The organism is Streptomyces sp. NBC_00080 (assembly GCF_045041255.1).
GTDB lineage: Bacteria > Actinomycetota > Actinomycetes > Streptomycetales > Streptomycetaceae > Streptomyces > Streptomyces coriariae.
This window is the reverse complement of record NZ_CP108235.1, coordinates 6,228,742-6,247,265: the sequence shown is the minus strand read 5'-3', so window position 1 is coordinate 6,247,265 and position 18,524 is coordinate 6,228,742. Positions and strand designations below refer to the sequence as shown.

The 18,524-nt window shown below is 72.0% G+C and carries 17 protein-coding genes; 4 read left to right on the top strand and 13 right to left on the bottom strand.

The window, feature by feature from the left end; genetic code table 11:
- Window positions 1–33 precede the first annotated feature (33 nt).
- The gene (locus tag OHU34_RS27900; RefSeq protein ID WP_142264266.1) at window positions 34–429 is read left to right on the top strand and encodes a hypothetical protein; all 396 of its coding nucleotides are present in this window, start codon (window positions 34–36) and stop codon (window positions 427–429) included.
- On the opposite strand, the gene OHU34_RS27895 is transcribed toward OHU34_RS27900, so the two are convergent.
- From OHU34_RS27895 to hrcA, 5 genes are all read right to left on the bottom strand, one after another.
- Window positions 371–763 carry a VOC family protein gene (locus OHU34_RS27895; protein ID WP_054244877.1) on the bottom strand — a complete coding sequence of 131 codons (393 nt, stop codon included), beginning with the start codon at window positions 761–763 and terminating at the stop codon, window positions 371–373. The genes OHU34_RS27900 and OHU34_RS27895 overlap by 59 nt on opposite strands.
- A 27-nt stretch (window positions 764–790) precedes the next feature.
- Window positions 791–1,537: a 16S rRNA (uracil(1498)-N(3))-methyltransferase gene (locus OHU34_RS27890; RefSeq protein ID WP_142264267.1), complete on the bottom strand. Its 747-nt coding sequence runs from the start codon at window positions 1,535–1,537 to the stop codon at window positions 791–793.
- On the bottom strand, window positions 1,534–2,622 hold the full coding sequence (locus OHU34_RS27885; protein ID WP_142264268.1) for a nitronate monooxygenase: 1,089 nt from the start codon (window positions 2,620–2,622) through the stop codon (window positions 1,534–1,536). Before OHU34_RS27885 ends, OHU34_RS27890 begins: the two co-directional genes overlap by 4 nt.
- Before the next feature lie 202 nt (window positions 2,623–2,824).
- Complete coding sequence (gene dnaJ, locus OHU34_RS27880; RefSeq protein WP_020127760.1) at window positions 2,825–3,961, bottom strand: molecular chaperone DnaJ; 1,137 nt, start codon at window positions 3,959–3,961, stop codon at window positions 2,825–2,827.
- Complete coding sequence (gene hrcA, locus OHU34_RS27875) at window positions 3,962–4,978, bottom strand: heat-inducible transcriptional repressor HrcA (protein WP_230195760.1); 1,017 nt, start codon at window positions 4,976–4,978, stop codon at window positions 3,962–3,964.
- Between the two features lie 159 nt (window positions 4,979–5,137).
- On the opposite strand from hrcA, the gene OHU34_RS27870 reads away from it, so the two are divergent.
- Together OHU34_RS27870 and OHU34_RS27865 are read left to right on the top strand one after the other, a co-directional pair.
- On the top strand, window positions 5,138–5,854 hold the full coding sequence (locus OHU34_RS27870) for an MBL fold metallo-hydrolase (RefSeq protein ID WP_142264270.1): 717 nt from the start codon (window positions 5,138–5,140) through the stop codon (window positions 5,852–5,854).
- 42 nt (window positions 5,855–5,896) lie between these two features.
- Complete coding sequence (locus OHU34_RS27865; RefSeq protein ID WP_142264271.1) at window positions 5,897–6,700, top strand: DUF3097 domain-containing protein; 804 nt, start codon at window positions 5,897–5,899, stop codon at window positions 6,698–6,700.
- A 318-nt stretch (window positions 6,701–7,018) separates the two neighbouring features.
- Here the strand turns inward: OHU34_RS27865 and hemW are convergent, their stop codons facing one another.
- The 5 genes from hemW to lepA form a co-directional block, all read right to left on the bottom strand.
- A complete protein-coding gene (hemW, locus tag OHU34_RS27860) occupies window positions 7,019–8,251 on the bottom strand; it encodes a radical SAM family heme chaperone HemW (RefSeq protein WP_405768836.1) in 1,233 nt (410 codons plus the stop codon).
- A 129-nt stretch (window positions 8,252–8,380) separates the two neighbouring features.
- Window positions 8,381–9,472, bottom strand: a complete 1,092-nt coding sequence (locus OHU34_RS27855) for a Dyp-type peroxidase (RefSeq protein WP_405768833.1) — start codon at window positions 9,470–9,472, stop codon at window positions 8,381–8,383.
- 148 nt (window positions 9,473–9,620) lie between these two features.
- Complete coding sequence (locus OHU34_RS27850; protein WP_405768830.1) at window positions 9,621–11,717, bottom strand: SpoIIE family protein phosphatase; 2,097 nt, start codon at window positions 11,715–11,717, stop codon at window positions 9,621–9,623.
- Window positions 11,718–11,941: 224 nt separating this feature from the next.
- A complete protein-coding gene (locus OHU34_RS27845) occupies window positions 11,942–13,816 on the bottom strand; it encodes a long-chain fatty acid--CoA ligase (protein WP_142264274.1) in 1,875 nt (624 codons plus the stop codon).
- Window positions 13,817–14,063: 247 nt separating this feature from the next.
- On the bottom strand, window positions 14,064–15,932 hold the full coding sequence (gene lepA, locus OHU34_RS27840; RefSeq protein WP_142264275.1) for a translation elongation factor 4: 1,869 nt from the start codon (window positions 15,930–15,932) through the stop codon (window positions 14,064–14,066).
- 269 nt (window positions 15,933–16,201) lie between these two features.
- Between lepA and rpsT the strand changes: the two genes are divergently transcribed.
- Window positions 16,202–16,468 (top strand): 30S ribosomal protein S20, encoded by a 267-nt coding sequence (gene rpsT / locus OHU34_RS27835; RefSeq protein WP_020127768.1) that lies wholly within the window; start codon window positions 16,202–16,204, stop codon window positions 16,466–16,468.
- 208 nt (window positions 16,469–16,676) lie between these two features.
- On the opposite strand, the gene OHU34_RS27830 is transcribed toward rpsT, so the two are convergent.
- The 3 genes from OHU34_RS27830 to OHU34_RS27820 all read right to left on the bottom strand — a co-directional run bounded on the left by OHU34_RS27830 (window position 16,677) and on the right by OHU34_RS27820 (window position 18,494).
- Window positions 16,677–17,072, bottom strand: coding sequence for a nuclear transport factor 2 family protein (locus OHU34_RS27830; protein WP_405768827.1), 396 nt, complete (start codon window positions 17,070–17,072; stop codon window positions 16,677–16,679).
- Window positions 17,073–17,192: 120 nt separating this feature from the next.
- Complete coding sequence (gene holA, locus OHU34_RS27825; RefSeq protein WP_199920283.1) at window positions 17,193–18,182, bottom strand: DNA polymerase III subunit delta; 990 nt, start codon at window positions 18,180–18,182, stop codon at window positions 17,193–17,195.
- Window positions 18,183–18,248: 66 nt separating this feature from the next.
- Complete coding sequence (locus tag OHU34_RS27820; RefSeq protein WP_142264278.1) at window positions 18,249–18,494, bottom strand: hypothetical protein; 246 nt, start codon at window positions 18,492–18,494, stop codon at window positions 18,249–18,251.
- Window positions 18,495–18,524: the final 30 nt, after the last annotated feature.

The following is an 18,524-nucleotide window of genomic DNA, read 5'->3' as shown; positions in this document are numbered from 1 at the left end:
GGTCACGTTCCGCGCCGGTCCTACGCTGGGCGCATGAGCGACCAGCGCCGCCGGAGAACCCTCGTCGTGGACGAGACGACCACCTATGTGTGGACGGTCCGCCACCGGCACGTGGTCGGAGGGCCCTGCCAGGAGGTGCTCACCCTTCACCGGGACGGGGTGCGCACCCACATCGTGTTCCAGGACGGTGAAGGGCGTTACGTGGGCAGCGTCGCATACGGGCACAGCGGCGGGGTGGGCGACCGCCACCATCACCTCAACCTCAACCGACCCGGTGTGGTGCGCGCCTTCGTCGACGAGGCCGTCAAGCGGGAACTGCTGCCCCTGAACGGCGAGTTGGACGGCTGGGAGCTGTTCACCGCCGTCGCGCTCAGCCGCGCAGCAGCAACCACTCCTGAAGTTCCACCAGATTGCCCTCCGGATCCTTGAGGTAGGCCACGCGCATCCGGTCGGCCATCGGGGCGGGGCCGTGGATCAGGGCGGCGCCGCGGGCGGTGATCCGCGCGCACAGGGCGTCCAGGTCGTCGACGCGCAGGGCCACCAGGGAGCGGTGACCGTTCGCCGTGTCGCCCAGCTCGCCCAGCACCTCCGCCATCATCTTCCGGTCCTGAATGGCTATCCCCGTCGCACCGGTGGCGGGCGAGAACTTCTCGTACGGTCCCCGCTCCGCCCCCGACTGCGGCTTGAGGCCGAGGACGTCGGCGTAGAAGCGATAGCAGGCGGCGAAGTCGGTGACCAGCAGCCTTACCTGGACGAATTCCACGATGTCCTCCCGGAGGGACGGGCGGGGTCAGGACCAGCGACCGGTCCTGCCCAGGATCAGGGACGCGGCCGCCGTGCCGGCGGTCGAGGTGCGCAGGACGCTCCGCCCGAGCCGGTACGCCTTCGCACCCGCCTGCGCGAAGAGCGCCAACTCGTCGGGCGAGACGCCCCCTTCGGGGCCCACGACGAGCACGATCTCGCCCGTGGTGGGCAGTTCGGCGGTGGCCAGGGGCTCGCTGCCGTAGTCACGGTCCTCGTGCAGGACGGCGGCGAAGTCGGCACGGGCGAGCACCTCCGCCACCTGCCGGGACGTCGACGCGTCGGCGATCTCGGGGAAGCGGACCCGACGGGACTGCTTGCCGGCCTCGCGGGCGGTGGCCCGCCACTTGGCGAGAGCCTTCGCGCCGCGCTCGCCCTTCCACTGGGTGATGCAGCGCGCGGCCGCCCACGGCACGATCGCGTCGACGCCGGTCTCGGTCATCGTCTCGACGGCCAGTTCGCCCCGGTCGCCCTTCGGCAGCGCCTGGACGACGGTGATCCGGGGCGCCTCGGCGGGCTCCTCGACCACCTCCCCCAGGCTCACCGCCAGCCGGTCCTTGCCCTCGGTGGCGACGACCTCGCCCCGCGCCCAGCGCCCGGCGCCGTCGGTGAGGACGACCTCCTCGCCGGTCCGCAGCCGCTTCACGGAGACGGCGTGCCGGCCCTCGGGACCGTCCAGCACGAACGCGGAGCGGGAGGCCGGGAGTTCGTCGACGACGAAGACGGGCGCCGTCACGAGGCACCGCCCTCACGAGCCCGGAATTCCGCCAACGCCGTCCGCGCCTCGGCGATTTCGGACACCAGGACCTCCACCAGTTGCCCGGCGGGCAGCTCGCGGGCCAGCCGGTGTCCCTGTCCCGCCCACAGCGCCATGCCCTGCGCGTCGCCCGCCTTGGCGGCCGCCTTGCGCAGCGGCGACGTGAGGTGGTGGACCTCCGGGTAGGCGGCGGGCGCGTACGGGCCGTGCTCGCGCACGAAGCGGTTGACCAGGCCGCGGGCCGGGCGGCCGGAGAAGGCACGGGTCAGCTCGGTGCGTACGAAGAGGGGGTTGGTCAGCGCCTGCTTGTGCACGGCGTGCGCGCCGGACTCGGGCGTGACGAGGAACGCGGTCCCCAGCTGGGCCGCGTCGGCACCGGCCGCGAGAGCCGCGGCGATCTGGCTGCCGCGCATGAGCCCGCCCGCGGCGACGATCGGCAGGTTCACGGACTCGCGGACCTGGGCGATCAGTGCGAGCAGCCCGATGCCGGAGCGGTCGTTCTCCGGGTTGTCCTTGTGGGTGCCCTGGTGGCCGCCGGCCTCCACACCCTGCACGATCACCGCGTCAGCGCCGGCCCGCTCCACCGCGCGCGCCTCCGCGGCAGTGGTCGCCGTGACCAGGGTGAACGTTCCCGCGCGCCGCAGGGAGTCGAGCACCTCGGCGCTCGGGACGCCGAAGTGGAACGAGACCACCGCCACCGGGTTGTCCAGCAGCACCGCGAGCTTGGCGTCGTAGCCGTCGTCGCGGCCGCTCTCCGGGTCCCCGAGCTCGGTCTCGTACCAGGCGGCCTCACCGGCCAGCTGGTGGGCGTAGACCTCGACGGCGCCCGTCTCCGCGTACTCGGGCTGCGGCATGAAGAGGTTCACGCCGAAGGGGCGGGCGGTGAGGCTCCGCAGCTGCTTGATCTCCTGGTACACGCCGTCGGCCGTCTTGTACCCGGCGGCCAGGAATCCGAGCCCGCCGGCCTCGCACACGGCGGCCGCGAGCCGCGGGAGGGAGACACCGCCCGCCATGGGGGCCTGCACGATCGGATACGGGAAGAGATCGGTCAGTGCGGAGGACATGACGGCATGTTGTCACGTCCTCCGAACAAGTCCGAATCGGCCCTTCCCATCGGCACGTGCTTGCACGTGCCGGCAGATCCAGCCCGACCGGCGCTCGAGGACGGGGCCCGTTCAGGGCCGATACGGGGGCCTGGGGGCGCAGCCCCCAGCGACGGGAAAGGGAAGGGGCGGCGGGGGCGAGAAGGCCCCCGCACACCCACCGTCACCGCCCGTTGAACGCGTCCTTCAGCCGGGAGAACAGCCCCTGCTGTCCGGGCTGGAACTGCCCGGTGGGCCGCTCCTCACCACGCAGCTTGGCCAGCTCCCGCAGCACCCGCTCCTGCTCGGGGTCGAGCTTGCTCGGCGTCTGCACCTCGACATGCACGATGAGGTCACCACGTCCCCCACCCCGCAGATGCGTGACACCGCGGCCGTGCAACGGGATCGACTGGCCGGACTGGGTACCGGGCCGGATGTCGACCTCCTCCAGCCCGTCCAGCGTCTCCAGCGGCACCTTGGTGCCGAGCGCCGCCGCCGTCATCGGCAGGGTCACCGTGCAGTGCAGGTCGTCGCCGCGCCGCTGGAACTGCGCGTGCGGCAGCTCGTGGATCTCCACGTACAGGTCGCCGGCGGGGCCGCCACCGGGGCCGACCTCGCCCTCGCCCGCGAGCTGGATCCGGGTGCCGTTGTCGACACCGGCCGGGATCTTCACCGTCAGGGTGCGGCGCGAGCGCACGCGCCCGTCGCCCGCGCACTCCGGGCACGGGGTCGGCACGACGGTGCCGAAGCCCTGGCACTGCGGACACGGCCGCGAGGTCATGACCTGCCCGAGGAAGGACCGCGTCACCTGCGACACCTCGCCGCGGCCGCGGCACATGTCACACGTCTGGGCGCTGGTGCCGGGGGCAGCGCCCTCGCCACTGCACGTCGTGCAGACGATCGCCGTGTCGACCTGGAGGTCCTTGGTCGTGCCGAAGGCCGCCTCCTCGAGGTCGATCTCCAGCCGGATCATCGCGTCCTGGCCGCGCCGGGTGCGCGAGCGCGGACCGCGCTGCGACGCCGTACCGAAGAACGCGTCCATGATGTCCGAGAAGTTCCCGAAGCCGCCCGCGCCGAAGCCGCCCGCGCCTCCGCCGCCCGACTGCGACAGCGGATCGCCGCCGAGGTCGTAGACCTGCTTCTTCTGCGGGTCCGACAACACCTCGTAGGCGGCGTTGATCTCCTTGAACCGCTCCTGGGTCTTCGGGTCCGGGTTGACGTCCGGGTGCAGCTCGCGCGCGAGCCGCCGGAAGGCCTTCTTGATCTCTTCCTGCGACGCATCGCGGCGCACGCCGAGAACGGCGTAGTAGTCCGTGGCCACCTACGACTCCGCCAGGATCTGTCCGACGTACCGTGCCACCGCTCGTACCGCTCCCATCGTTCCCGGGTAATCCATGCGGGTCGGTCCGACCACGCCCAGCTTGGCGACTGCCTCGCCGCCCGAACCGTAGCCGACCGACACCACCGAAGTGGAGTTGAGTCCCTCATAGGCGTTCTCGTGACCGATGCGTACGGTCATGCCCGAATCCCCCGCCTCGCCAAGGAGCTTGAGGAGCACGACCTGCTCCTCCAGTGCCTCCAGGACGGGTCGGATGGTGAGGGGAAAGTCATGTCCGAAGCGGGTGAGATTGGCGGTTCCGCCGATCATCAGCCGCTCCTCGTTCTCCTCGACGAGCGTCTCCAGCAGGGTGGAGAGCACCGTCGTGACCGTGCCGCGGTCCTCGTTCTCGAACGCGTCCGGCAGATCCTCCACCAGATGCGGCACGTCCGCGAACCGCCGGCCCGCGACCCGGCTGTTGAGCCGCGCGCGTAGATCCGCCAGCGAAGCCTCCCCGAAGGGCGCCGGGCAGTCCACCATCCGCTGCTCGACCCGCCCGGTGTCCGTGATCAGCACGAGCATCAGGCGTGCGGGCGCGAGCGAGAGAAGCTCCACGTGCCGCACGGTCGAGCGGGTCAGCGACGGGTACTGCACCACGGCGACCTGCCGGGTGAGCTGCGCGAGCAGCCGTACGGTCCGGGCCACCACGTCGTCGAGGTCGACGGCGCCGTCGAGGAAGTTCTGGATGGCCCGCCGCTCGGGACCGGTCATCGGCTTGACGCCGGCCAGCTTGTCGACGAACAGCCGGTAGCCCTTGTCCGTGGGGATCCGCCCGGCGCTGGTGTGCGGCTGGGCGATGTACCCCTCGTCCTCCAGGGCGGCCATGTCGTTACGGACCGTCGCCGGGGACACGCCGAGGCTGTGCCGCTCGGTGAGCGCCTTCGACCCCACGGGCTCCTCGGTGCCGACGTAGTCCTGGACGATGGCGCGCAGCACCTGGAGCCTGCGTTCACTCAGCATCGCGCGCACACCTCCAGCAGTCGTCCCCAGTCCCCTGGGAGCCCCGTCTGGCACTCTTCACATCCGAGTGCCAGCGTTCCCCGGCCCAGTGTACGGCTGTGGGGTACACCCGGGGCAAGGTCGGCCCCCGGCGCAGCGTCGTAGGGCTAGCGTCGCGGTATGACGGTGACTTGGGAAGAGCTGGGGTGGGAGCGGGTCGCGGCCGGGGTGGGACGGGTACGGCTGCCGGGCTGGGACTGCACGGCGGGGCTGGTCGTCGGGGCGGGCGCGGTACTGATGATCGACGCGGGGTCGAGCCTGGCCGAGGGGGCGCGGCTGCGGACGTGGGCCGAGGAACTCACCGGCTCCCGTGTGACCCATCTCGCCCTCACCCACCCCCACTTCGACCATGTGTTCGGGGCTGCGGCGTTCGCGGGCGCGGAGGTCTTCGGGGCGGTGGGGGTCGACACCGTGCCGGCCGAGGAGCTGCGGGCGGACGCGGTGCGCAACGGTCTCGACGAGACGGCGGCGACGGAGGCCGCGGACACGCTCGTCCGGCCCCGGCACCTCGTCTGCGGCGAGTGGACCCTCGATCTGGGCGGCGGCCGGCAGGTCCTGCTGGCGAACGTCGGCCCCGGCCACACCGCCCATGACCTGGCGGTCCTGGTCCCCGGCAGCCCCGAGACGGTGTTCTGCGGCGACCTGGTCGAGGAGTCCGACGCGCCCCAGGCCGGCCCCGACGCCGTACCGTCCCACTGGCCCGCCGCCCTCGACCGCCTCCTCGAACTCGGCGGCGAGGACGCGCTGTACGTGCCCGGTCACGGGGCGGTGGTGGACGCGGCGTTCGTACGGGCGCAACGTGACGCGCTGGCGGCCCGTTTCGGCGTGTCGCGCTGATCGTGTGTCCCTCGGCCCGGCGCTTCTCCTATCGTCATGCGAATGCGCCAGTACTCCGCCGACCTGACCCCTCCCTGGAAGCGGCCGAAACCGGTCCCCGAGGTCCCGGCGGAGGCCGGGCTGGTGGTGGAGGAGCCCGGCACCGGGTTCTGCGGGGCGGTGATCCGCTGCGAGGCGGGCACGGTGACCCTGGAGGACCGCTTCGGCAAGCACCGGGTGTTCCCGCTGGAGCCGCGCGGCTTCCTGCTGGAGGGCAGGGCCGTGACCCTCGTACGGCCCGCGTCCGGCGGTCCCGTACGTCCCACCCGTACCGCCTCGGGTTCGGTCGCCGTCCCCGGGGCACGCGCGCGCGTGGCCCGCGCCGGCCGCATCTACGTCGAGGGCCGGCACGACGCCGAGCTGGTCGAGAAGGTGTGGGGCGACGATCTGCGCGTCGAGGGCGTGGTCGTGGAGTACCTGGAGGGCGTGGACGACCTGCCGGCGATCGTCGCCGAGTTCGCGCCGGGACCCGACGCGAAGCTGGGCGTCCTGGTGGACCACCTCGTCCCCGGCACCAAGGAGTGGCGCATCGCGCGGTCGGTCACGAGCGAGCACGCCCTGGTCGTCGGCCACCCGTACATCGACATCTGGGAGGCCGTGAAGCCGTCGGCCGTCGGCATCGAGGCCTGGCCCCGGGTCCCGCACGGCCAGGACTGGAAGACGGGCGTGTGCCGGGCCCTGGGCTGGCCGGAGAACACCGGGGCGGTCTGGCAGGCCATCCTGAAGCGGGTGGGCACCTACAAGGACCTCGAACCGGAACTGCTGGGCCGCGTCGAGGAACTGATCGACTTCGTGACGGCGCCCTGAGCCGCGGGCCTCCGGGGCCCGGGAACGGGCTTCCGGGCTCGGGGCTCCATGCTCGACGCTTCCGGGCTCGGGCCTCCGCACCCGGCCCGAACCTTCCGTCTCGGGTCTTCCGTCTCCGGTCGCCGGGCTCGGTCGTCGCCGGGCTCCGGTCTCGGGTCTCCGGTCGCCGGGCTCGGTCGTCGCCGGGCTCCGGTCTCGGGACTCCGTCCGGGCTCCGGGCTCCGGGGTCCGGGGTCCGGGGTCCGGGGTCCGGGGTCCGGGGTCCGGGGTCCGGGGTCCGGGGTCCGGGGTCCGGGGTCCGGGGTCCGGGGTCCGGGGTCAGTCCACCAGGTCCCGCACCACCGCGTCGGCCAGCAGCCGCCCGCGCAGGGTGAGCACGGCACGCCCCTCGCCGTAGGGGCCGCTGTCGAGCAGTCCGTCCGCCAGGGCCCGTCGTGACGCCGCGAGCCCCTCCGGCCGCAGCAGGGCCAGCGGTACGCCCTCCCGCAGCCGCAGCTCCAGCAGGATGCGTTCCACCCGGCGGTCCTCGGCCGGCAGCAGCTCCCGTCCGGCCCCCGGCGACCGTCCGGCCGCCAGCGCCGCCGCGTACGCCCCGGGGTGCTTCACGTTCCACCAGCGGACGCCGCCCACGTGCGAGTGCGCGCCCGGGCCCGCGCCCCACCAGTCGGCGCCGCGCCAGTACAGCTCGTTGTGCAGGCAGCGGGCCGCCTCGGAGGTCGCCCAGTTGGACACCTCGTACCACTCGTAGCCCGCCGCGGCGAGAGTCTCCTCGGCGATCAGGTACCGGTCGGCGTGGACGTCGTCGTCGGTCATCGGGACCTCGCCCCGGCGGATCCGGCGGGCGAGCTGGGTGCCCTCCTCGACGATCAGGGCGTACGCCGAGACATGGTCGGGACCGGCGCCCAGTGCGGCGTCCAGCGAGGCCCGCCAGTCGTCGTCCGACTCACCCGGGGTGCCGTAGATCAGGTCCAGGTTGACGTGGTCGAAGCCCGCCGCCCGGGCCTCCGCCACACAGCGCTCGGGCCTGCCCGGGGTGTGCGTGCGGTCGAGCACCTTCAGCACGTGCTGCCTGGCGCTCTGCATGCCGAAGGAGATCCGGTTGAAGCCGCCCTCGCGGAGGGTGGCCAGATAGGCGGGGTCGACGGACTCCGGGTTCGCCTCGGTCGTCACCTCCGCGTCCGCCGCCAGCCCGAACTCGTCACGGATCGCGCCCAGCATCCGCACCAGGTCGGAGGCGGCCAGCAGGGTCGGCGTTCCGCCGCCGACGAAGACCGTGCGGACCTCGCGCGGGTCGTCCCCGAGCACCTTGCGGGCCAGCCGGACCTCGTCGATCAAGGTGTCGGCGTAGTTGTCGCGGGAGGCGAGCACTCCGCCGGTGCCGCGCAGCTCCGTGGCGGTGTAGGTGTTGAAGTCGCAGTAGCCGCAGCGGGTCGCGCAGTACGGGACGTGCAGATAGAACCCGAGGGGGCGATCGGCGGCGCCGGCGAGCGCGTGCGCGGGGAGCGCGCCGTCGTCGGGAACCGGCTCACCGTCGGGAAGTGCGGAAGGCATGCAACCCATTGTCCCGTACGTCCGCCCCACCCCCGGATGCCCGCCGGTCCGGACCACTCGCACCGGACCCGCACACCGGCCGCCGGGTCGATGCCGGATACCGAACCGGCGCCGGACGCCGGTGGGCGGTCAGTCCAGCAGCTCCGCACCCAGCGGCCGTCCCGCTCGTGCGCCCGGCAGGACGTACGCCACCGCCGAGCCCCGGGCCTCGGTGAACCCGCTCAGCTCGTCCTGGGCCGCCATCCGGCGCTGCACCCGTGCGAACAGCGCGGGGTCCCGCATGAACGCGAGGAACAGCAGGCCCTGGTCGGTGGGGCCGTCGGCATAGGAGTAGCCGCGGCGCAGCATCCGGGCCCCCGAGTCGAGGCGGGGGCTGACGGCCCGGACGTGGGAGCGCGGCGGGGCGGCCGCCTCGGGGCCGCCGGCCGACGGAGCGCCGTCCAGCGGGCCGCCGGTCGAGCGGCCGCGGCCGATGATCTCCTCCTGACGGTGCACGGCGAGCCGCGCGAAGTCCTCCAGACGCAGGTGGACTCGTCGTACGACGAGATAGGTGGCGTTGCCCGACCACACCCATCGTTCGCACTCCTCGGGGGTCGGGTTGGCGGGCCCGTCCTTGAAGCCGAGCAGATTGCGCGGGGTGGTGCCGCCGTCGGGTGACGGGGGCAGGAAGCCGTCCTGCCGCCAACGCGGGTACAGGGTCTCCCCGGCCAGGCGGGTCAGGGTCGCGGCGATCGCCTCGGTGGCGTCCGCGGTGTCGGCGCAGAGCTGCACCAGCAGGTCGCCGCCGCAACGGTCGGGGTCGAGCCGGTCACCGGTGAAGGCGGGCAGCTCACGCAGGGCGGCCGGGGCCCGCAGGCCGAGGCGCGCGGGGAGAGCGGGGCCGATGCCGAGGGTCGCGGTGAGGCGGGCGGCGCGCGAGCTGTCCGACTCCAGTGTCTCGGCGAGGGCGTGGGTCCACCCGCCGAGCACTGCCTTCAGCGCTCGCACGCCCGCCGCGCCGTTCAGGGCGGGGTCGAGGTCGTACGCCAGGAGCAGCGCGGTGGCCTGCCGCGGGGTCGTCACCCCTGCCTGGCGCAGGCCGTGGAAGCCGGGCCCGCGGGCGTCCTCGGGCGGATCGGCGTCACGCGTACAGGCGGTCACGGTCAGCCCGAGTCCCGCTCCGGCGATCAGGACCCGTCGACGGGTGGGCGTTCCAGATACGGCATTCGTCGCCTTCTGCACGAACCGGACGATACATCCGCAAGACCGACCGCCCGGTCTCCCCCGCCCCACCCGACACCCCCAGCCCTCTCCCGGCCGCGCACCACCGCGTCCGGCCCCGCCACCGCCGTACCCGGCTCCACCCCAGGCCGACAGGCGCGAGCGGTGCCTACTCCGCCTGAAGCACCAGCAGGGCCAGGTCGTCCTCCGGCGGCTGGTCGCCGAACTCGTGCACCAGCCGCCGGATCCGCTCCGCGATCAGCTCCGCGTCGAGTCCGACGCACCCCGCCAGCGCCGCGGCGAGACCGTCCTCGTCGTCGAACTGCCGCAGGCCCGACCGCCGTTCCGTGACGCCGTCGGTGACGCACAGCAGGCTGTCGCCGGGCCGCAGCTCCAGACTGTCGCTGGTGTACGTGGCTTCCTCGATGACTCCGAGCAGGGTCTGCGGCCGCCCGCCCGTGGCGACCGAGCCGTCCGGGCCGAGCAGCAGCGGCAGCGGATGCCCGGCGGAGGCGAGGGTGCAGCGGACCCCTCCCTCGAAGGGGGCCAGCTCGCCGTAGAGGAGCGACAGGAAGCGGGTCTGCGGGCCGTCGCCCGGCCCGGCGGGGCCGACGAAGGCGCGGGCGGCGGCGTCGGCGGCCTCGGTCGCGTCGTCGAGGAGGAGCTGGTTGAGCCGGTCCAGGACATCGGCCACGCCATAGCCCTCGCGGGCCAGCAGCCGCAGCCAGGGCCGGGCCAGGCCGATGACCACGGCCGCCTCGGGCCCCTTGCCCTGCACGTCACCCACCGCGAAGCACCAGCGGCCGTCGCCCGCCGGGAACAGGTCGTAGAAGTCACCGCTCGGGCCGCCCTGCTCGCGCGGCTCGTAGACGAGGGCGCTGCGCACCCCGGGGATCTCGGCGACCGCGCCGGGCAGCAGCCCCCGTTGCAGGACGGCGCTGATGGTGGCCTGGCGGGCGTACTGGCGGGCCGCCCCGATGGCCAGCGCCACCCGGCGGCCGAGATCCTCGACCAGCCCGGTGACCTCGTCGGCGAAGGCGGGCAGCCCGGCCTGCCCGATGACCAGGGTGCCGAGCGGTCGGCCGCCGGCGATCAGCCGGTAGGCGAGGGCCGTGCCGTGCGGGCCGAGCGCCGCGCCGGGCCAGGGAAAGGACTCGGGTCCGGAGCGGGGGCCGCCGTCGGGCGGACACGGCGGATCCTTCTCCAGGGCCCGGCGCAGCTCCTCGACGCGGCTCTCGCAGCCGTGCCAGACCCTGGCCAGCCGTGGCCCGGGCCCTCCGGCCCACTCACCGCGCCCGCTCACCTCGTCCTCCAGCCACACCGCGCACCAGTCGGCGAGCCGCGGCACGAGCAGCTGGCCGGTCAGCGCGGCCACCAGATCCTCGTCGAGCTGCCCGGCGAGCAGATCGGACGCCTCGGCGAGAAAGGAGAGGGCACCGCGGTTGAGCCAGTCCCGGTCCCGTGACCCGACCTGCTGCGGGACCGGAGCCAGGGCTTCGAGGAGACCCGGGCCGGAGTCGAGCGGGCGGTCCGGGTGGGCGGTGAGGCCGGCGGGACCGAAGCATCCCAGGTGTCCCGCCTGGCCGGGGACGTCGTGCTCGGGGCCGGGACACGGCTGGTCGGCACGGCCGGGCCGGTCGGCGTCGTGGGACTCGGGGGCCGTCGGCAGCAGCCGGGCCCAGACCGTCTTCGTCCCCCTGCGGTACGTCACCCCCCAGGCGTCGGCGAGCGCGGCGACCAGGCGCAGGCCGCGGCCGTACTCCGGCGTCCCGTACGACGGTTCGGCGGTGCCGTCGCGCGGGGCGCGGGAGGGGTGATGGTCGGAGACCTCGACGACGACCGCGCGGCAGCCACCGGGGTGCCCGGGGTGTTCGGGATCCTCCTCCAGCCGGCATGCCAGCTCGACGTCGGTGCCGGCGTGCACGACGGCGTTCGTGACCAGCTCGCTCACGACGAGTGTGGTGTCCTCGGCCAGGCGCTCTCCGGGTTCCCCGGCCTCCCCGGCCTGCCCGGCCTCCCCGGCCTGCCCGGTCTGCCCGGTCTGCCCGGTGCGCCCGGCCTCCCCCACCCCCTTCGCGCCGAGCAGGCCGAGACCGGCCCACTCCGCCAGCGCGGAGCGCACCAGCTCGCGGGCGGCGCCGGGCGCGAGGGGACTGCCGTTCAGGGTCGCGCGGATGTGCGGGAGCGCGATCGAGTGCGCACTCGGGTGCGCGGGCGCGCCCTGGGCACGGGACACGGTCTCCCGTTGCGTCGGAATGGCCCCCATGCGCAGCTCCCCGGGCGGTCGGATGTCCACAGGGTGACAGACCGGTCCCGGCCATGAGCGCTGGGTTACCGAAGTGGGCCGTCCTGAGCGAGAACCGTGCTACGCCACTGTCCGCATGTGCTCGATGAGGCACGCTTGAGGGGCGGAATCCGAGCATTCGGACTCCGCCCCGGCCGCGCGCCGACGCGCCGTGCTCCGCGCCGTCGCGCCCCCGCGCTCGCGTGCTACGCCTCGCGCGATCCGGCGTACATCTCGTCGATGAGGTGCTTGTACTCCCGCTCCACGACGGGCCGCTTCAGCTTCAGGCTGGGCGTGATCTCGCCATGCTCGACGTCCAGGTCCCGGGGCAGCAGCCGGAACTTCTTGATGGTCTGCCAGCGCTGGAGTCCCTCGTTGAGCTGCTTGACGTAGCCGTCGATGAGCTCCACGGTGACGGGCGAGGCGACGACGTCCGCGTACGACTTTCCGGCCAGCCCGTTGTCCTTCGCCCAGTCGAGGAGGGACGGCTCGTCGAGGGCGATGAGCGCCGTGCAGAAGTTCCGGTCGGCGCCGTGCACGAGGATGTTGGAGACGTACGGGCACACCGCCTTGAACTGTCCCTCGACCTCGGCGGGCGCGATGTACTTGCCGCCGGACGTCTTGATGAGGTCCTTCTTGCGGTCGGTGATGCGCAGGTACCCGTCGGGCGACAGCTCGCCGATGTCGCCGGTGTGGAACCAGCCGTCGGCCTCCAGGACCTCGGCGGTCTTCTCCGGGAGCCCGTGGTAGCCCTCCATGATGCCGGGGCCGCGCAGCAGGATCTCGCCGTCGTCGGCGATCCGCACCTCCGTGCCGGGCAGCGGCTTGCCGACCGTGCCGGTGCGGTAGGCCTCACCGGGGTTGACGAAGGAGGCCGCGGAGGACTCCGTCAGGCCGTAGCCCTCCAGGATGTGGATGCCGGCGCCGGCGAAGAAGTAGCCGATCTCCGGGGCGAGCGCCGCCGACCCGGAGACACACGCGCGCAGGTTGCCGCCGAAGGCCTCGCGGATCTTGGCGTAGACGAGCGCGTCGGCGACCTTGTGCTTGGCGTTGAGCCCGAAGGGGACGGCGGCGGTGCCGGTGCGCCGGAAGTTGTCCTGGGCGGCCTTGGCGTACTCGCGGGAGACCTCGGCGGCCCACTGGAAGATCTTGAACTTGGCCCCGCCGCCCGCACGGGCCTTGGCGGCGACCCCGTTGTAGACCTTCTCGAAGATGCGCGGCACGGCGGCCATGTACGTCGGCTGGACGATCGGCAGGTTCTCGATGATCTTGTCCACTCGACCGTCGACGGCGGTGACGTGCCCGACCTCGATCTGGCCGGAGGTGAGGACCTTGCCGAAGACGTGCGCGAGCGGCAGCCACAGGTACTGCACGTCGTCGGGGCCGACCAGACCGGTCGCGGCGATCGCCTTCGCCATGTACGACCAGTTGTCGTGCGGCAGGCGGACGCCCTTGGGCCGGCCGGTGGTGCCGGAGGTGTAGATCAGGGTGGCGAGCTGGTCCTTCGTGATCGCGCCGACCCGCTCCTTGATCAGCTGGGCTTCCTTCTCCAGCCGGGCGGCGCCGCGCTTCTCCAGCTCGTCGAGGGTGAGGATCCAGTCGGCGGTCTCCACACCGGCCGGGTCGATCACGACCACATGGGTGAGGGCGGGCAGCTCGGCGCGCTTCTCGACCGCCTTGGCGAGCTGGGCCGCGTCCTCGGCGATCAGCACCTTGGACTCGGAGTCCGCGAGGATGAACGCGGACTCGTCGGCGTTGGTCTGCGGGTAGACAGTGGTCGTGGCGGCCCCGGCGCACATGATGCCGAGGTCGGCGAGGATCCACTCGAGCCGGGTCGAGGCGGCGAGCGCGACGCGCTCCTCGGCCCGCACGCCCAGCTCGATCAGGCCGGCCGCGATCGCGTAGACGCGTTCGGCGGCCTGCGCCCAGTTCAGCGACTTCCAGTCGTCGGGGCCCTCGCCGGACGCGGCCGGTACCGGATACCGGTACGCCTCGGCGTCGGGCGTGGCCGCCACGCGCTCCAGGAAGAGGCCCGCGACGGACGGCGGACGGTTCTCGATCAGTGTCTGTGTGTCGCTCACGACATCCTCCGGGCCCGCGACGATGCGGCTGGCTCATTGCGGCGTCGTTCGACGCGGCGGTTGTTGACAGCGGCGGCTGTTGACGGCGGCTGTTGTTTAACTCACGAGTAACTACCGAGCAGGGATCAGAGTAGAGGGCGACTGGCCAGCACGTAAGGGGCTCCGGGCAGTCACTTTCTCCTGAATACAGCCACAGGGCCCGCCGCGCTGTCGCGCGACGGGCCCTGAAAACCTGCGGGAATCGTGGCTATTTCTTGCCCTTGCCCGATCCCGGGTTGTCGTCACTGCTCAGGACGGCGATGAAGGCCTCCTGCGGAACCTCCACGGAACCCACCATCTTCATCCGCTTCTTGCCTTCCTTCTGCTTCTCCAGCAGCTTCCGCTTACGGGAGATGTCACCGCCGTAGCACTTGGCGAGGACGTCCTTGCGGATGGCGCGGATCGTCTCGCGGGCGATGACCCGGGAGCCGATGGCCGCCTGGATGGGCACCTCGAAGGCCTGCCGCGGGATGAGCTCGCGCAGCTTGGCGACGAGCCGCACGCCGTACGCGTACGCCGCGTCCTTGTGCGTGACCGCCGAGAAGGCGTCCACCTTGTCGCCGTGCAGCAGGATGTCGACCTTGACCAGGCTGGAGGCCTGCTCGCCGGTGGGCTCGTAGTCCAGCGAGGCGTAGCCGCGCGTCTTGGACTTCAGCTGGTCGAAGAAGTCGAAGACGATCTCCGCGAGCGGAAGCGTGTAGCGGATCTCGACCCGGTCCTCGGAGAGGTAGTCCATGCCGAGCAGGGTGCCGCGCCGGGTCTGGCACAGCTCCATGATCGAGCCGATGAACTCGGAGGGGGCGAGGATCGTGGCGCGTACGACGGGCTCGTACACGTCGTCGATCTTCCCCTCGGGGAACTCGCTCGGGTTGGTGACGGTGTGCTCGGAACCGTCCTCCATGACGACGCGGTAGACCACGTTCGGCGCGGTGGCGATGAGGTCGAGCCCGAACTCGCGCTCCAGCCGCTCGCGGATCACGTCGAGGTGCAGCAGACCCAGGAAGCCGACGCGGAAACCGAAGCCGAGGGCGGCGGAGGTCTCCGGCTCGTACACCAGCGCGGCGTCGTTGAGCTGGAGCTTGTCGAGGGCGTCGCGCAGCTCGGGGTAGTCGGAGCCGTCCAGCGGATACAGACCCGAGAAGACCATCGGCTTCGGGTCCTTATAACCGCCGAGCGCCTCGGTGGCCCCCTTGTGCAGGGTGGTGATCGTGTCACCGACCTTGGACTGGCGGACGTCCTTCACGCCGGTGATCAGATAGCCGACCTCACCGACACCGAGGCCGTCGGCCGACTTCATCTCGGGGGCCGAGACACCGATCTCCAGCAGCTCGTGCGTCGCGCCGGTGGACATCATGCGGATCCGCTCACGCTTGTTGAGCTGACCGTCGATGACACGCACGTACGTGACGACACCGCGGTAGGAGTCGTACACCGAGTCGAAGATCATGGCGCGCGCGGGGGCGTCCTGGACGCCGACCGGTGCGGGCACATCGGCCACGACGCGGTCCAGCAGCGCCTCGACGCCCAGACCGGTCTTGGCGGAGACCTTGAGCACGTCCGCGGGGTCGCAGCCGATGAGGTTGGCGAGCTCCTCGGAGAACTTCTCGGGCTGGGCGGCCGGAAGGTCGATCTTGTTCAGTACGGGGATGATCTTGAGGTCGTTCTCCATCGCCAGGTAGAGGTTGGCGAGAGTCTGGGCCTCGATGCCCTGGGCGGCGTCGACCAGGAGGACGGTCCCCTCACAGGCGGCCAGCGACCGGGACACCTCGTACGTGAAGTCCACGTGCCCGGGGGTGTCGATCATGTTGAGGATGTGGGTCTTGCCCGGTTCCCCGGTCGGGGCCCAGGGCAGTCGGACCGCCTGGGACTTGATCGTGATGCCGCGCTCACGCTCGATGTCCATGCGGTCGAGGTACTGAGCACGCATCTGGCGCTGATCGACCACTCCGGTCAGCTGGAGCATGCGGTCGGCGAGCGTGGACTTGCCGTGGTCGATGTGCGCGATGATGCAGAAATTGCGGATCAGAGCCGGGTCGGTACGGCTCGGCTCGGGCACATTGTTAGGGGTCGCGGGCACGCAGGGTCCTGTCTCTTGAGGCGCCTTGTGCCTCGGGTCGGATCGATACGTAGGCTCCATGGTCCCACGGGTGGCGACCGGGAACCGGTTTGGGCCACTCGGGGAGCCACTGGTAGTCTGGGCAGCTGTGTCTCTTGCCCTCTCAGCACGAGGCACATCTCCTCGGAGAACTTCCCGGACAACACTTCTCGGGGAACTTCGAGGCATCTCGGAAACTCATCGGTACGGGACCCGTACGGGCCCGTGCCTGAACCTGAAAAGGCTCATTCGTGGCGAACATCAAGTCCCAGATCAAGCGGATCAAGACCAACGAGAAGGCTCGGCTGCGCAACAAGGCCGTCAAGTCCTCCCTGAAGACCGCGATCCGCAAGGCCCGTGAGGCTGCTGCCGCGGGTGACGTCGAGAAGGCCACCGAGTACCAGCGCGCTGCCGCGCGTCAGCTCGACAAGGCCGTCTCGAAGGGCGTCATCCACAAGAACCAGGCCGCCAACAAGAAGTCGGCGCTTGCTTCCAAGGTCGAGACCCTCAAGGGCTGAATCCCTCAGATCTGATCGCCGGAAGGACCAGGGCGGGCCCTCTCTCATCCGCCCCCGACCGGCACCCTACGGATCGCGCACGGCCTGCGTTCGCCACGCGGGCGCGATCCAACAGCTTGAAGCATGAACCGAAGGCCCCCGCGGCTAGCCCTTCCCCAGGGCGGGCGCGGGGGCCTTCGGTCTGCCGAGACAGGTGTGGCAGGGCCCGTCAGGACCAGAAGTCGTTGCTCGTGTCGATGTCCTCGACGCACTCGTCGAGATCGCTGATCTTGTCACCGACGATCCGGAAGACGATGCCCCCGTTGTCGTCCATGTGCTTGCCGTCGCGGTCGGCGGTGATCCGGTGCAGGGAGACGGCGTGCCCACGACCGTCGACGAGTACGGTGCGCAGGTCGACGCGCAACGATCCGCCCGTCTCCGAGAACAGCCTGCCGTACATGTCCATGACCGCGTCGAGGCCCTTGAAGTCCCCGGAGAGCATGTGGGAACCGGGCACGTGGTGCGTGCAGTCCCCCGTCATCATCCCGCGCAGGGTGTCCATGTCTCCGCGGGTGAAGGCGTCGTATCCCTTGCGGACAAGTGCCGCGTGCGGGTGTTCAGCCATGTCGATCGCCACCTTTCCCATGCGCCGGCGATGTGCGGCTGGTACCCCCGATTCTCCTCCCCGCCAGGGGAACGGCTACTGGATCACCCCGGCGGCACCGTCGGTGCGTGGGGTGGACGGCTACCCGCGCCCCCCGGACCGCGCCGCCCGCGCGACCGCCACGACGGCCTTCTCGAGGGCGTACTCGGGGTCGTCACCGCCGCCCTTCACTCCCGCGTCCGCCTCGGCGACGGCCCGCAGCGCGACGGACACTCCGTCCGGCGTCCAGCCCCGCATCTGCTGGCGCACCCGGTCGATCTTCCAGGGCGGCATGCCCAGCTCCCGCGCGAGATCGGCCGGCCGGCCACCCCGCGCCGAGGACAACTTGCCGATGGCCCGCACTCCCTGCGCCAGCGCACTGGTGATCAGCACCGGCGCGACCCCGGTCGCCAGCGACCAGCGCAGCGCCTCCAGCGCCTCGGCGGCCCGCCCCTCCACCGCCCGGTCGGCGACGGTGAAGCTCGATGCCTCGGCCCGCCCCGTGTAGTACCGCCCGACGACGGCCTCGTCGATGGTCCCCTCGACATCGGCCACCAACTGGGACACGGCCGAGGCCAGCTCCCGCAGATCGCTGCCGATGGCGTCGACGAGCGACTGGCACGCCTCCGGCGTGGCCGACCGCCCGGTGGCCCGGAACTCCTGCCGCACGAAGGCCAGCCGGTCCGCCGGCTTGGTCATCTTCGGACAGGCCACCTCCCGCGCCCCCGCCTTGCGCGCGGCGTCCAGCAGCCCCTTGCCCTTGACTCCGCCGGCGTGCAGCAGCACCAGCGTGATCTCCTCGGCGGGCGACCCCAGATACGCCTTGACGTCCTTGACCGTGTCGGCGGACAGGTCGTGCGCGTTGCGTACGACCACGACCTTGCGTTCCGCGAAGAGCGAGGGGCTGGTCAGCTCGGCGAGCGTGCCGGGCTGCACCTGGTCCGGGGTCAGGTCGCGCACGTCCGTGTCGGCGTCGGCGGCCCTGGCCGCGGCCACCACCTCCTGCACGGCACGGTCGAGCAGGAGGTCCTCCTGGCCCACGGCAAGCGTCAGCGGGGCGAGAGGGTCGTCATTCGCAGTCTTCCTTGCCATCACCGAAAGCATCCCACGAGCCACTGACAACCCGACCCCCACCGACGAGCCGCCGACGGGCCACGGTCACGGCTCCTCCCGCCAGCCCTCCCACTCCCCCACGAACTCGTCGAGCGCCGCCGCGTCGAGGCGTGCCTCCTCGTCCCGCAGCAGGACGAGCCACTGCGCGTCCTCCGCGTCGTCCTCCCCCGCCAACGCGTCCCGGACGACCCTCGGCTCCTCGCGCACCCCGAACCGGTCCCCGAGCGCCTGGGCCACCTCCTCCGCGGCATCGCGATCGGGCAGCACCAGCACATGTCTCACATCACTCACCGCACCATTTTCCGACACGCTCGGGAGACA